This is a genomic window from Streptomyces griseocarneus, assembly GCF_014655595.1.
Taxonomy (GTDB): Bacteria; Actinomycetota; Actinomycetes; order Streptomycetales; family Streptomycetaceae; genus Streptomyces; species Streptomyces griseocarneus.
This window is the reverse complement of sequence record NZ_BNBL01000010.1, coordinates 185428-198242: the sequence shown is the minus strand read 5'-3', so window position 1 is coordinate 198242 and position 12815 is coordinate 185428. Positions and strand designations below refer to the sequence as shown.

The window sequence follows — 12815 nt, the reverse complement described above, 5'->3', positions numbered from 1 at the left end:
GCTCCGACGACGTGAGCTGGCCCGCCGACCTACGCAAAGGGCCCCTGACCTGCGTAAATGCAGGTCAGGGGCCCTCGCTTCAGATAGCCGACGGACGAGACCGGCCTGTACGCCGGGTTCTGTCTCCCGGTCCCCTTGCGGGGGCCGGGGAGGCGGCCATCCATCTAGGCCTGCCGTTGCCGACAGGCTCGTGCGGTCTACCCGCGGACTCGGGCGGGCAGCCCTCGATCGTCCGCGCAGGGCCGTCGCCGTGAAGCGACCGCCCCTCTTGACCTTGCTCCGGGTGGGGTTTACCTAGCCGTCCGAGTCACCTCGGACGCTGGTGGTCTCTTACACCACCGTTTCACCCTTACCGGGAATCCGAAGATCCCCGGCGGTCTGTTTTCTGTGGCACTGTCCCGCGGGTCACCCCGGGTGGGCGTTACCCACCACCCTGCCGTGTGGAGCCCGGACGTTCCTCGAAGGACCGGTGAAGGTCCCTCGCGGCCGCCCGGCCGGCTCGTCCGCCGTGACGACCATGCTACCGGCCGCTCACGCGGGGGCGAACCACACCTTCTCCCGGCCGGGGTTCGCCTGGATCACCCGGACCTGCATGCGCTTGCCCAGCGGCAGCGGGGGGCCGTCGCCGTCGCCCTCGACGTGGCCGATGACGGCCGGGTCGTAGAGGTGGACGGTGCCCGCCGTGGGGCGGGAGTCGAGCACGTCGACCACGTACGCGTCGAAGACCTCGCCGATCCGGTCGCGGAGCAGTGCCGCCTCGACGAGGTCCACGCATTCCCGCTCCGCCTCCCCCGCCCGCCGTGCGCCGCGTTCCATCTCGGCGGGGAGGGTGTCCAGGGCCGTCCGGACCCACTCGGGGGCGTCGAGGCCCGCGGATGCCGCCAGGCACAGTTCGCTGGTGTAGCGGTCGACGAGGCGGCGCAGGGGGGCGGTGCAGTGGGCGTACGGGGCGGCCACGGCGGCGTGGCCCGGGTCGGGCGGCACGGGGTGGAGGGAGGGGCGTTCGCGGTCGAAGACCGTGTAGCCGGCGCCGCGCAGCAGGGTGGTGCATTCCTGCAGGAAGGCGGCGTGCTGGGTGTCGTTCGGGTCCAGGGCGCGCACGACGACGGCGTACGGCATGGTCTCCGGCCAGGTCACGCCGAGGGCCCGCGCCACTCGCCGGAGCCGTGCGACCGCGCTCTCCGGGGCGGCCGGGAGCGTGCGCAGGACGCCGGTGCCGGCGCCGAGCATGAGCTGGGCGGCGGCCATGCCGGTCATGAGGGAGATCTGGGCGTTCCAGCCGTCCGCCGGCAGCGGGGCCCGGTAGGCGAGCTCGTAGGGGCCGTCGTCACGGCGTACGACCTCCTGTTCGGGGACGTTCAGGGAGATGCCGCCGCGCGTGCGCTCCAGTTCCTCGCGGCGCAGGCCGATCTCGCGGAGCAGGGCCAGCGGCTCCTCCGCCGTGCCCGTGTCGATGGCCCGCTGGACCCCGGCGTAGTCCAGCCGTGCCCTGCTGCGGACGACCGCCCGCCGCACGTCGGTGCCCACGACGGTGCCGTCGGTGTCGAGGTCGAGCCGCCAGAGGACGGCGGGCCGGTCGTGGTCGGGCAGGAGGCTGGCCGCTTCCTCGCCGATCATGCGGGGGTGGAGGGGGATGCGGGTGTCGGGGTAGTAGAGGGTGACCACCCGGTCGTGCGCCTCCTGGTCGAGGGGGCCGCCCGGTGTGACGAAGGCGGCGACGTCGGCGATGGCGTAGTACACGCGAAAGCCCCCCGCCTCCCGCCGGGCCAGGTACATGGCCTGGTCCAGGTCCATGGCCCCCGGCGGGTCGATGGTGAACAGGGGGACGTCCGTCGCGTCGTGGGCGGGCATGCGCGGGCGCCGCGCGGCCCGCTCGGCCTCGGCGAGCACGGCGGGCGGGAAGCTCCGGGGCACGTGGGTGCGCTCGCGCAGCTCGCGCAGGGCGGACGCCAGCGGAGCGCGCTCGGTGTCCGTCACGTGCATCGGGCGCCGGGGCATGGCACCGAGCGTAGGGGCGCCGCGGGCGCGCGGCACGGCGAGTGCGGCGGACGGCGTTAGGGTTCACAGGGCCGGGCGCACGCCGGTCCGGCCGTGATCGTGACGTGATCGTGGAGCGTGGCCCGGTGATCGGTGATCACCGGGTGGTGGACCGGGCAGTGAACCCGGCCATGAACCGGGTAGTGAAGGAGACCGACCGTGCTCGTGCTGTTGCCGCCGTCCGAGGGGAAGGCCACCGGTGGTGCCGGGCCGGCCCTGGAGACCGGGTCGCTGTCCCTGGGGCGGCTCGGCCCGGCGCGGGAGACGGTGCTGGCCGAGCTCGTGGAGCTGTGCTCCGGCGACGAGGACAAGGCCGCCGAGGTCCTGGGCCTGAGCCCGGGCCTGCGCGGCGAGATCGCGAAGAACGCCGGGCTGCGGACGGCGCCCACCCGTCCCGCCGGCGAGATCTACACCGGCGTCCTCTACGACGCGCTGGACCTCGCCACCCTGACCCCGGCGGCGCGGCGGGCGGCGCGTCGGTCGCTGCTCGTCTTCTCCGGCCTGTGGGGTGCCGTGCGCGTCGACGACGCGATCCCCTCCTACCGCTGCTCGATGGGTGTCCGGTTGCCAGGCCTGGGGGCGCTCGGCGCGTACTGGCGCGGCCCCATGGCCGAGGCCCTGCCCGAGGCGGCGGGCGACGGGCTGGTCCTGGACCTGCGGTCGGCGGCGTACGCCACGGCCTGGAAGCCGAAGGGCGAGCTCGCGGAGCGCACGGCGACCGTGCGGGTGCTGCAGTCGAGGATCGTGAAGGGCGTGGAGAAGCGGTCGGTCGTCAGCCACTTCAACAAGGCCACGAAGGGCCGGCTCGTGCGCGACCTCCTCACCGCCGGGTACGAGCCCGCCTCGCCGGCCGAGCTGGCGGAGGCGCTGCGCGCGCTGGGCTATCTGGTCGAGGGGGACGCCGCCCCGGCCAAGGGCGGCAAGCCGTACGCCCTCGACGTCATCGTCACCGAGCTCTAGGAGCCGGACGGGCCCCGGCCCGCACCGCCGGCCCCGGCCCCGTACTGCCGGCGCCGGCCCCGTACTGCCGGCGCCGGCCCCGTACTGCCGGCGCCGGCCCCGTACTGCCGGCGCCGGCCCCGTACTGCCGGCGCCGGCCCCGTACTGCCGGCGCCGGCCCCGTACTGCCGGCGCCGGCGCCGGCCCGTACCGCCGGCGCCGGCCCCTACGCGTGCCGGGAGACCAGGTCGCGCTGGCCGGTCACGGAGCCCGGGTGGGAGGCCGCCCACCCGGGCCACTGACGTGCCGTGACGCCGGGACCGCGGGGGTGGCGCACGGAATCCCGGAGCGCCACCGGAACGCCGGTCACCCACACGGGCATGATTCGACGCCGCACCGCGAGGCCGCCGCACCGCGACGGCCAGTGTCCCGGCCGTGGCCGGGGGCGACACCAACGGGCGGTTCGCTGACAACATGTGAACGCCGGTGACCGGCGGGCCGATAACCTGCTGCTCGCCATGAACGATTTCGTTGACGAAGCACGCTCGCGAGTCGCACATCTGCTCCGGATGGCCAATACGACCGACGGCCGGATCAGGGCACAGATCATCGAATACGCCGACACCACTCCCGAGCCGCCGGTCATAAGCCGGGGGGCGGGGATCGTCACCACCGGCTGCCGGCGCTGCCTGCGCACGGCCTGGCGCCAGCACGACTCCGAGGGCCCGCTGTGGGTGTGCGGCACGTGCGGGCACGTGGAGCCCATCGTGGTGCGGTGCCCGCACTGCGACATCGACATGACGCCGCCGCGCATCGGCGACCCGGACCGCTGGGAGTGCCCCGGCTGCGACTGGGTCGCCTCCACCACCGACCGCTGAGACCGCGCACCGCAACGACAAGGCCCCCGCCGCGGACGACGGGGGCCTTGATGCGTACCGGGCCGCGAGCGGCGGGCGCTACCGCAGGTGGGCGGTGTCGTTCAGCAGCCGCACCGAGGCGTTGCCGTCCGCGTAGTAGGCCACCGCCGACAGCGACGCCGCCGACAGCTCCATGCGGAACAGCGACTCCGGCGGCGCGCCCAGCGCGAGCCGGACCAGCGTCTTGACCGGCGTCACATGCGTCACCAGCAGCACCGTACGGCCCGCGTACCGGGCCAGCAGCTTGTCGCGGGAGACGGCCATGCGCCGTGCCACGGCCGCGAAGCTCTCGCCGCCGCCGGTGGGCGCCGCCTTGGACGAGGCCAGCCAGGCGTCCAGGTCCTCGGGGTGGCGCTCCTTGACCTCGGCGAAGGTCAGGCCCTCCCACGCGCCGAAGTCGGCCTCGCGCAGGCCCTCGTCGATCCGGACCTCGAGGCCGAGGGCCTTGGCCACTGCCTCGGCCGTCTGCCGGGTGCGCCGCATCGGCGAGCTGACGATCGCCTGGATGGTGCCGCGTGCGGCGAGCGCCGCCGCCACGGCCTCGGCCTGGCGACGGCCGGCCTCCGACAGCTCGGGGTCCGTGCCCCCGCTACCGGAGAAACGCTTCTGCGGCGTCAGCGCGGTCTCGCCGTGGCGCAGCAGGACGAAGGTGGTGGGCGCGCCGAGGTCCGCCGCGGCTCCCCACCCGACGGGCACGGCCTTCGGCTCCTCCAGCGGCTCGGCGGCCGGGACGGCCGTCCGTGCCGCGACGGCCAGGCCCGCGGCCGAGGCGCCCGGCTCCCACTGCCGGCCCGCCTTGGCGGCGTCCATGGCCTCGTTGGCCAGCCGGTCCGCGTGCTTGTTCTTCTCGCGCGGGATCCACTCGTACGTCACCCGGTCCGCCGGGAAGACGCGCTGGGCCTGCGCGGCCAGCGGCTTCATGTCCGGGTGCTTGATCTTCCAGCGCCCGGACATCTGCTCGACGACGAGCTTGGAGTCCATGCGGACCTGGACGACGGCCTCCGGGTCGAGGGCCCTGGCGGCCTCGAGCCCGGCGATGAGTCCCTTGTACTCGGCGACGTTGTTCGTCGCCGTGCCGATGTGGGCGGCCGCTTCGGCCAGCGCCTCGCCCGTCGCGGCGTCGAGGACCACCGCGCCGTAGCCGGCGGGCCCCGGGTTGCCCCGGGAACCGCCGTCCGCCTCGACGATGAAGCGATTCGCCATCGCGGCTTAGAGGCCGGACTCGGGCGTACGGACCAGGATGCGGCGGCAGTTCTCGCAGCGCACCACGGCGTCCGTGGCGGCCGCGCGCACCTCGTTCAGCTCGGTGATGTTCAGCTCCAGGCGGCAGCCCTCGCAGCGGCGCTGGTAGAGGCGGGCGGCGCCGACGCCGCCGGACTGGGCGCGCAGCTTGTCGTAGAGCTTGAGGAGGTCGGCCGGGATGGAGGCGGCGACGAGCTCGCGCTCCTTGGTGGCGGTGGCGGTCTCGGCGTCGAGGCCGGCGGTGGCGGCGTCGCGGCGCGCGACGGCGTCGTCGACCTTGGCCTGCACGGACTCCACGCGGCCGGTCAGCTCGGCCACGCGCTCCTGGGCGGCCTCGCGGCGCTCCATGACCTCGAGGACGACGTCCTCCAGGTCGCCCTGGCGCTTGGCGAGGGAGGCGACCTCGTGCTGGAGGTTCTCCAGGTCCTTGGGGGACATGCCGGCGCCGGAGTCCAGGCGCTGCTGGTCACGGGCGGCGCGCTGGCGGACCTGGTCGACGTCCTGCTCGGCCTTGGTCTGCTCGCGGGCGCAGTCGCTCTCCTCGGTCTGCGCGGCGACGAGCAGGTCGCGGTGCTGGGTGAGGTCGCCCTCGAGGGAGGCGATCTCGGCGTGCTCGGGCAGGCTCTTGCGCTTGTGGGCGAGCTGCGTCAGGCGGACGTCGAGGGCCTGGAGATCGAGAAGACGGATCTGGTCGGCGGGCGCGGCGTTCAGTGGAGGCTCCTGTTTAGTGGTGGTTGGGGGAGGACGACGCCGCGTGGGCGGTCCAGGGGTCGGTGACCGTGCGCGAGACGTGGGTGCGCAGGCCCCAGCCGTGACGGTCGGAAATCTCGTCGAGCTGGGCGGCGGCCTGCTCGGTCCAGGGCCATTCGGTGGCCCAGTGCGCGGCGTCGACCAGGGCGAGCGGGCTGTGCGCCCGCGCCTCGGAGGCCGGGTGGTGGCGCAGGTCGGCGGTGACGTAGGCGTCGACGCCGGCGGCGCGCACCTGGTCGAAGAGGGAGTCTCCGGAGCCGCCGCAGACGGCGACCGTGCGGATGGTGCGCCCGGGGTCGCCGGCGACGCGGATGCCCTGGGCGGTCGCGGGCAGGCGCTTGGCGGCGCGCTCGGCGAACTCGGCCAGGCTCATCGGCGGGTCGAGCTCGCACAGCCGGCCCAGGCCGCGGCGGCCGGAGGCGTCGGCCGGGTCGGGCACGAGGGGGCCGGTGACGCGCAGGTCGAGGGCGCCGGCGAGGGCGTCGGAGACGCCGGGGTCGGCGCTGTCGGCGTTGGTGTGCGCGACGTGCAGGGCGATGTCGTTCTTGATGAGGGTGTGCACGGCGCGGCCCTTGAAGGTGCCGGCCGAGACCGTCGTCGTACCGCGCAGGTAGAGGGGGTGATGGGTGACGAGCAGGTCGGCGCCGAGCCGTACGGCCTCGTCGACGACTTCCTGCACGGGGTCGACGGCGAACAGGACCCGGCCGACCTCGGCCTCGGGGTCGCCGCAGACCGTACCGACGGCGTCCCACTGCTCGGCCCGCTCCGGGGGCCAGAGGGCTTCGAGGGCGGCGATGACTTCAGACAGTACGGGCACGGAGGAAAGGCTACCTTCCTCCGTGCCCGCCGTTCGCTGACGCTTGCTCCCCTACTTCACGAGGAAGCCGCGGATCACTTCACCAGGAAGCCGCGGAGGTCGTCCAGGACGCTGTTCGCGGCGGTGACGCCGAGGCCGAGGTACCAGGTCTCGTCCTTGACGGGCTTGGCGTGGCCGTCCTTGACCGCCTTGAGGTTCTTCCACAGCGGGTTGTCCTCGGCGGCGTTCTGCTTGGTCTTGTCCGGGTCGCCGTAGACGCCGGTGAAGATCCAGTCGCCGTCGGCCTTGTCGATGTTCTCGGGGCTGATCTCGACGGCGAGCTTGTCGGCCTGCTGGATCTTCGGGCGGGGCAGGCCGGCGTCCTTGAGGATGGTGCCGATGAAGGACTGCTGGGCGTACAGACGGGTGAACTGCGGCAGGTAGCGCACCATGCTGATGGTCGGCTTCTTCTCGCCGAGGTCGGCGCCGAGCTTCTTCGCCTTGGCCTCGTAGGCCTCGAGCTGCTTCTTCGCCTCGGCCGTCTTGTCCAGGGCGGCTGCGTTGAGGAGGTAGTTCTCCTTCCACGTGAAGCCGGGGCGGATGGAGAAGACGGTCGGGGCGATCTTGGAGAGGTCCTTGTAGTTCTTCTCCGCGCGCAGCTTGCTGCCCAGGATCAGGTCGGGCTTGAGCTCGTTGATCGCCTCGAGGTTGAGGTTGTTGATGGTGCCGACGCTCTTGGGCTCGCCGACGTCCTTCTTCAGGTACTCGGGGATCTCCTGGCTGCCCTCGCTGGGGGCCCAGCCGACGGGCTTGATGCCGAGGGAGACGACGTTGTCGAGCTCGCCGACGTCCAGGACGACGACGCGCTTGGGCGCTTCCTTGATCTCGGTCCTGCCGAGGGCGTGGGTGACGGTGCGCGGGAACTGCCCGGGCTTCGCGTCGGTGCCCAGCTTCGCGGTCTCCTCGGCGGCCTTCCCGAAGTCCTTGCCGCCCTGCGCCACGGACTGCGAGCCCGCGCCGCCGTCCTTGCCGGCCTTGTCGTCCGCGTCGCCGGACGAGCCGCAGGCGGCGAGGGAGAGCGCGGCGGCCAGGGACAGGGCTGCGGCGGCGGTGCCGCGGCGGCGGAGGGTCATCGGGTACTCCAGGGGGTGGTGCAGTGGTGGGGGTGGTGGTCAAGGCGGAGTCAAGAGCGCCGGTCAGCCACATTTCGCGCCACTTAGGTTCGCCTTGCCTTAGTCGCACTTTAAACATGTGGCCCTCGCGCAGCACAACCGGCCCCCGCGCAATGGCCGAACCCCGAAACCGCCACCCGTACGCGTGAAGCGGCGAGCGTCGGAGGGTTGAGCCGCAGGCGCGATAACTACGTTCAGTGCCGGAGGTGACGTTTCTCATGACGGTCTGTGCTCCCCATGGCACCCAGAGCGCCCCGCAAGGCACTTCCCGGGGTGCGTCGCCGGTGGACATGAGACGTACGGCGTTCACGGTCACTGTCGACGGCTCGTACGCAGCCTGGCTGGCCCTCGGCCACGGCACCGACGGCTGGTTCCCCGAGCGCTGGACCCTCGACGGGCCCGAGCCCTACGCCGTGTCCCTGCCCGGCGGCCAGCCCGAGGAGCCGGACAGCGAGGTGCTGCCGCTGTCCGACGGCCGGGTGCTGATCCGCCGCCGGGTGGCCGAGCGGTACGCCCTCTCCCTGCTCTACCCGGCCGGCTCCGGCACCGGCGAGCTGCCGCTGGGCGCGATCGAGTGCCCGTACCTGTCCCTCCTGCCGCCCGCGCCCGACGGCTCGTCGGCCTACGCGCTCGTGCACGGCGAGGAGCAGACCACGCTCTGGCTCGTCTACGGCGGGGTGAGCGGGCCGGAGCTGCTGGCGACGGTGCCGGGGCGCTGCGAGGGCGGGGCGTGGCTGGATCGGTCGGGCCGGCTGCTGGCGCTCGACCGGGAGCTGGAGGGCCTGACCAAGGCCGTCGTCGTCGACCTGGGCCGGGGCGGGGAGACCAGCCCGCTGCTGCAGATCACGGAGAAGAGCAACGACCGGCTGCTGCTGGCCGAGCCGGACAGCGGCCTGCTGGTCGTACGGTCCGACGCGCCCGGCGACGACCGGCTGGGGTGGGGCGTGCTCGGGTCGGCCCGGCCGGTGCGCTTCCCGGAGTGCCTGCTGCTGCCGGATGCCTCGCTGACGCCGTTCGCCGCCCAGCCGGGCCAGGGGCTGTCGCCGGAGGACTGCTCGGTGGCGTTCCGGGTCGACCGGGCCGCGGGCAGCTGGGTGGGGGTGTGGCGGCCGGCGAAGAAGCGGCTGCGGCAGTTCCAGGGACCGGCGGGGTGGCTGGCGGGCGCGGGGCTGTGGACGGCGGACGGCGAGCTGCGGCTGCCGTTCGTCGCGCCCGGCGTGCCCTGCGGGCTGGCCCGGCTGCGGCCGTCGGAGGACGGCGCCGTGGTGGTGCCGGCCGAGGACCGCAGGGACGACGCGCGCGAGGGCGCCGCGGCCCCGGACGAGGACGAGCCGGACGTTCCGGCGCCCCGGCCGGTGCCGTTGCAGCAGGCGCCCTGCGCCCGTACGTCATAACGGGGGACATGGCGGACACGCGCTCGGGTGCGGGTGGCTCGTTGATCAAGGTCCCGTTAGACTCGGCCGGGGGTCGCGCAGCTGTACCGGACGGGCACCCGGGTGAACCGAGGTGAGCGGAACGGTCGCGCGTGGAAAGCGTGTTGACGTCTGGTGATGTCTGTGACGCCGTGCGCCACTGCCGTGGCCCCGACGCGCAGAGCACGCATCCACATCCCACGGAGTGACTTTCCCCATGCCCGATGCCCGAACCGACACGACCGAGGCGCGTCCCCTCGAGGCGTCCGCCCAGGCCGCATCCGCCGGCACCGGCAGGCACCGCGGTCCGGCCGCCCCGGACGAGAACCGCGCCCCCGCCCACGGCAAGCACCGCCGCGCCGACGCAGGCTGACCGTTCCTCACGACCGTCGCACGACAGTTGAACACCGTTGAACGACCGTCCCGGACGCCGGGCGGGCTCTCCTACGAGCCCGCCCGGCGTTCGAGTCTGAGCACCTCCGGGGACGCGAACCCCTCGCCCCGCCCCCGCGCCGCGTAATAAGGGGTCAGTACGGCCGCCAGCTCCGCCACGCCGAAGGCCTCCCCGGCCGTGTCGAACCGCGCCGCCACCCTCGGCCGCTCCATGACGGCCACCATCCCGCCGTGCACCACGAACACCTGCCCGCTCACCCCCGCCGCCGGCGGCGACGCGAGGTAGGCCACCAGCGGGGAGACGTGCTCGGGCGCGAGCGGGTCCTTCCCGCCGTCCGCTGGGACGGCGGCGAAGACGTCCTCGGTCATCCGCGTCCGCGCCCGCGGACAGATCGCGTTCACCGTCACCCCGTACTTGCGCAGCGCGTGCGCCGTGGACGTGGTGAGGCCGACGATGCCGCCCTTGGCCGCCGCGTAGTTCGGCTGTCCGGCCGAACCGGCCAGGAACGCCTCCGAGGCGGTGTTGACGATCCGTCCGTACACCGGTCCCCCGGCCGCCTTGGAGCACTGCCGCCAGTGCTCCGCCGCGAAGCGCGTCGTGTTGAAGTGGCCCTTGAGGTGCACGCGGATGACCGTGTCCCACTCCTCCTCGGTCATGGAGAAGACCATGCGGTCGCGCAGGATGCCGGCGTTGTTGACCAGGATGTCGAGGGAGCCGTACGTGTCGACGGCCGTGCGGACCAGGGCGCGGGCCTGCTCGAAGTCGGCGACGTCGCCGACGTGGGCGACGGCCCGGCCGCCCGCCGCCCGGATCTCCCCGGCGACCGCTTCGGCGGGGCCGGGCGAGGCCTCGCCGGAGCCGTCGCGGCCGGGCCGGCCGAGGTCGTTGACGACGACGGCGGCCCCCAGGCGGGCGAGCTCGAGGGCCTCGGCCCGGCCGAGGCCGCGCCCGGCGCCGGTGACGACGGCCGTCCGGCCGTGCAGGGTCGCGGAGGCGGCGGAGGCCGTGGTGGATGCCGCGGGAGGCGCCATCACATGGTCACCCAGGTCCGCAGCGCCTCGCCCGTGCGCATCTGCTCGATGGCGTCGTTGATGCGGGCGAGCGGGACGCGATGGGTGATCAGGCCCTCGAGGTCGACGCGGCCGGCCCGCCACAGGGCGATGGCGCGTTCGTACGAGCGCAGCACGTCGCCGCCGCCGTAGAGGGACGGCAGGATCTTCTTCTCGTCGAAGAACAGCTCGAACATGTTGAGGCTCAGGTGGTCGTCCAGGGCCCCGGCTCCGACGATGCACAGGGTGCCGCCGCGGCGGGTGGCCTCGTAGGCGGTGCGGGCGGTGACGGACTTTCCGACGACCTCGAAGACGTAGTCGAAGCCCTCCCGGCCGGTGACCTTGAGGCGGGCGTCGGCCAGGCCCTCCGGGGCGACGGCCTCGGTCGCCCCGAAGCGCAGGGCGGCCTCGCGGCGCGCCTCCACGGGGTCGACGGCGACGATCTGCGCGGCGCCGCAGACGCGGGCGCCCTGGATGACGGAGACGCCGACGCCGCCGCAGCCGATGACCGCGACCGTGGAACCGGGCGCCACCCGCGCGGTGTTGAGCGCCGCGCCGAGGCCGGTGGTGACGCCGCAGCCGATGAGGGCGGCGACCTCGTAGGGCACGTCGTCGGGGATCGGCACGGCGCAGTTGGCGTCCACGACGACCTCCTCGGCGAAGGTGCCGGTGCCGGCGAAGCCGTAGAGGTCGGTGGTGCGGCGCCGGAAGTTGGGGACGCCGGAGTTGCGGAGCGAGGCGAGGCAGAGCTGGCCCTGGCCGCGCCTGCAGGAGGCGCAGCTCCCGCAGGGCGGCAGCCAGCAGACGAGGACGCGGTCGCCCTGCTTGAGGCCCGTGGCCTCGGTGACGCCCGGGCCGGCCTCGGTGACGACTCCCGCGCCCTCGTGCCCGGGGACGAAGGGGGCGTTCTGCGGGAGGACGCCGGACATCGCGGAGAGGTCGGAATGGCACAGTCCGGCGGCTCGCACGCGGATCCTGACCTTGCCGGGGCCGAAGCCGACGGCTTCGACGTCGTCGAGGACGTCGAGCGACTCCTGCCCTGTCTTGTGCTGTACGGCGGCGCGCATGGCGGAGCTCCCTTCGCGGGGTCCTGGGACGGTTACGCGTACGCGACGACGGTGTCGGTCAGCACCGGCGCGTCCTCGCGCTCGACGGCGGTGGCGGTCAGCTGGATCCGGCCCGGCCCGGGGGCGTCGCGCCACATCCGCACCCGCAGGGTCTCGCCGGGGTACACGACGCCGGCGAAGCGGGTGGAGTACGCGCGCACGCGGGCGACGTCCCCGCCGAGGACGGTGTCGACGACCGCCTTGAGGGCGATGCCGTAGGAGCACAGGCCGTGCAGGATCGGCTTCTCGAAGCCGGCGCGGCGGGCGAAGCCGGGGTCGGCGTGCAGGGGGTTCCAGTCGCCGGAGAGGCGGTAGAGGAGGGCCTGGTCCTCGCGGAGGGGACGGTCGGCGGTGGCGTCGGGGGGCGTGGTGGGGGCCGGCGTCCGCTCCTGGCCGCCCGCGGGGCCCCGCTCGCCGCCGAAGCCGCCCTCGCCCTTGACGAAGATCTGGCTGACGCACGTCCACAGGGGCCCGTCGGGGTCGGCGACGTCCGCGCGCAGCACGATGACGGCGGCCTTGCCCTTGTCGTACACGGCCTCCACGCGCGAGGTCTGGGTGGCGTCCGTGGCCCGGACGGGAAGGGGCCGGTGGACGGTGACGGCCTGGCCGCCGTGCAGCACGGCGGCGAGGTCGACGTCGATGCCGGGCGCGGTCAGGCCGCCGGCCAGGGCCATGCCGCCGCCGGCGACGGTCGCGAAGGAGGGCAGCACGTGCAGCCGGCTCTCCAGGGTGTAGCGCAGCTCGTCGGGGTCGGTGGCGGGGGTGCCGGCGCCGATGCCGAGGTGGTAGAGCAGGACGTCCTTGTGGTCCCAGGCGAGGGGGACGGTCCGCGGCGCGGCGCTGGTGGCCCTGGCGGGGTCGATGGGCATGGAGGGGTGTGCTCCTGTCTGACCGACGACTAGAACGCGTTCTACGGCCCCGTGTATAGCCGATCTCCGGTGGCGGGGGAAGACAAATGTCACGGATGGCCAGGGACATTCGCTTCTGATCGCACCCCGCGC

12 protein-coding genes and 1 other RNA gene are annotated in these 12815 nt (G+C 73.9%); 4 read left to right on the top strand and 9 right to left on the bottom strand.

Annotation, left to right across the window (positions count from 1 at the left end; genetic code table 11):
- Positions 1-91 precede the first annotated feature (91 nt).
- Together rnpB and IE295_RS24535 are read right to left on the bottom strand one after the other, a co-directional pair.
- An RNA gene (gene rnpB, locus IE295_RS24540) (RNase P RNA component class A) lies at positions 92-502 on the bottom strand.
- A 29-nt stretch (positions 503-531) separates the two neighbouring features.
- Positions 532-1998, bottom strand: coding sequence for an RNB domain-containing ribonuclease (locus IE295_RS24535; RefSeq protein ID WP_190065911.1), 1467 nt, complete (start codon positions 1996-1998; stop codon positions 532-534).
- A gap of 198 nt (positions 1999-2196) precedes the next feature.
- Between IE295_RS24535 and yaaA the strand changes: the two genes are divergently transcribed.
- A complete protein-coding gene (yaaA, locus tag IE295_RS24530; RefSeq protein WP_190065910.1) occupies positions 2197-2997 on the top strand; it encodes a peroxide stress protein YaaA in 801 nt (266 codons plus the stop codon).
- 497 nt (positions 2998-3494) lie between these two features.
- On the top strand, positions 3495-3854 hold the full coding sequence (locus IE295_RS24525) for a hypothetical protein (RefSeq protein ID WP_229922997.1): 360 nt from the start codon (positions 3495-3497) through the stop codon (positions 3852-3854).
- Between the two features lie 78 nt (positions 3855-3932).
- Here the strand turns inward: IE295_RS24525 and IE295_RS24520 are convergent, their stop codons facing one another.
- The 4 genes from IE295_RS24520 to IE295_RS24505 form a co-directional block, all read right to left on the bottom strand.
- Positions 3933-5096 carry a bifunctional RNase H/acid phosphatase gene (locus IE295_RS24520; protein WP_190065909.1) on the bottom strand — a complete coding sequence of 388 codons (1164 nt, stop codon included), beginning with the start codon at positions 5094-5096 and terminating at the stop codon, positions 3933-3935.
- Positions 5097-5102: 6 nt separating this feature from the next.
- A complete protein-coding gene (locus tag IE295_RS34305) occupies positions 5103-5846 on the bottom strand; it encodes a zinc ribbon domain-containing protein (protein ID WP_190066013.1) in 744 nt (247 codons plus the stop codon).
- Between the two features lie 13 nt (positions 5847-5859).
- Positions 5860-6702: a Nif3-like dinuclear metal center hexameric protein gene (locus IE295_RS24510; RefSeq protein WP_190065908.1), complete on the bottom strand. Its 843-nt coding sequence runs from the start codon at positions 6700-6702 to the stop codon at positions 5860-5862.
- Positions 6703-6776: 74 nt separating this feature from the next.
- Positions 6777-7814: an ABC transporter substrate-binding protein gene (locus tag IE295_RS24505; RefSeq protein WP_190065907.1), complete on the bottom strand. Its 1038-nt coding sequence runs from the start codon at positions 7812-7814 to the stop codon at positions 6777-6779.
- Positions 7815-8071: 257 nt separating this feature from the next.
- Between IE295_RS24505 and IE295_RS24500 the strand changes: the two genes are divergently transcribed.
- Positions 8072-9247, top strand: a complete 1176-nt coding sequence (locus tag IE295_RS24500; protein WP_372478776.1) for a hypothetical protein — start codon at positions 8072-8074, stop codon at positions 9245-9247.
- Positions 9248-9482: 235 nt separating this feature from the next.
- Positions 9483-9638, top strand: a complete 156-nt coding sequence (locus IE295_RS24495; RefSeq protein ID WP_190065905.1) for a hypothetical protein — start codon at positions 9483-9485, stop codon at positions 9636-9638.
- A gap of 71 nt (positions 9639-9709) precedes the next feature.
- On the opposite strand, the gene IE295_RS24490 is transcribed toward IE295_RS24495, so the two are convergent.
- From IE295_RS24490 to IE295_RS24480, 3 genes are read right to left on the bottom strand one after another with little or no spacing between them, the layout of a single operon-like run.
- Positions 9710-10690, bottom strand: coding sequence for a 3-oxoacyl-ACP reductase (locus tag IE295_RS24490; RefSeq protein ID WP_190065904.1), 981 nt, complete (start codon positions 10688-10690; stop codon positions 9710-9712).
- Entirely contained in the window at positions 10690-11775 is a 1086-nt protein-coding gene (locus tag IE295_RS24485) for a Zn-dependent alcohol dehydrogenase (RefSeq protein ID WP_190065903.1), read from the bottom strand. The genes IE295_RS24490 and IE295_RS24485 overlap by 1 nt, the downstream gene beginning before the upstream one ends.
- A 32-nt stretch (positions 11776-11807) precedes the next feature.
- Complete coding sequence (locus IE295_RS24480) at positions 11808-12683, bottom strand: MaoC/PaaZ C-terminal domain-containing protein (RefSeq protein WP_190065902.1); 876 nt, start codon at positions 12681-12683, stop codon at positions 11808-11810.
- Positions 12684-12815: the final 132 nt, after the last annotated feature.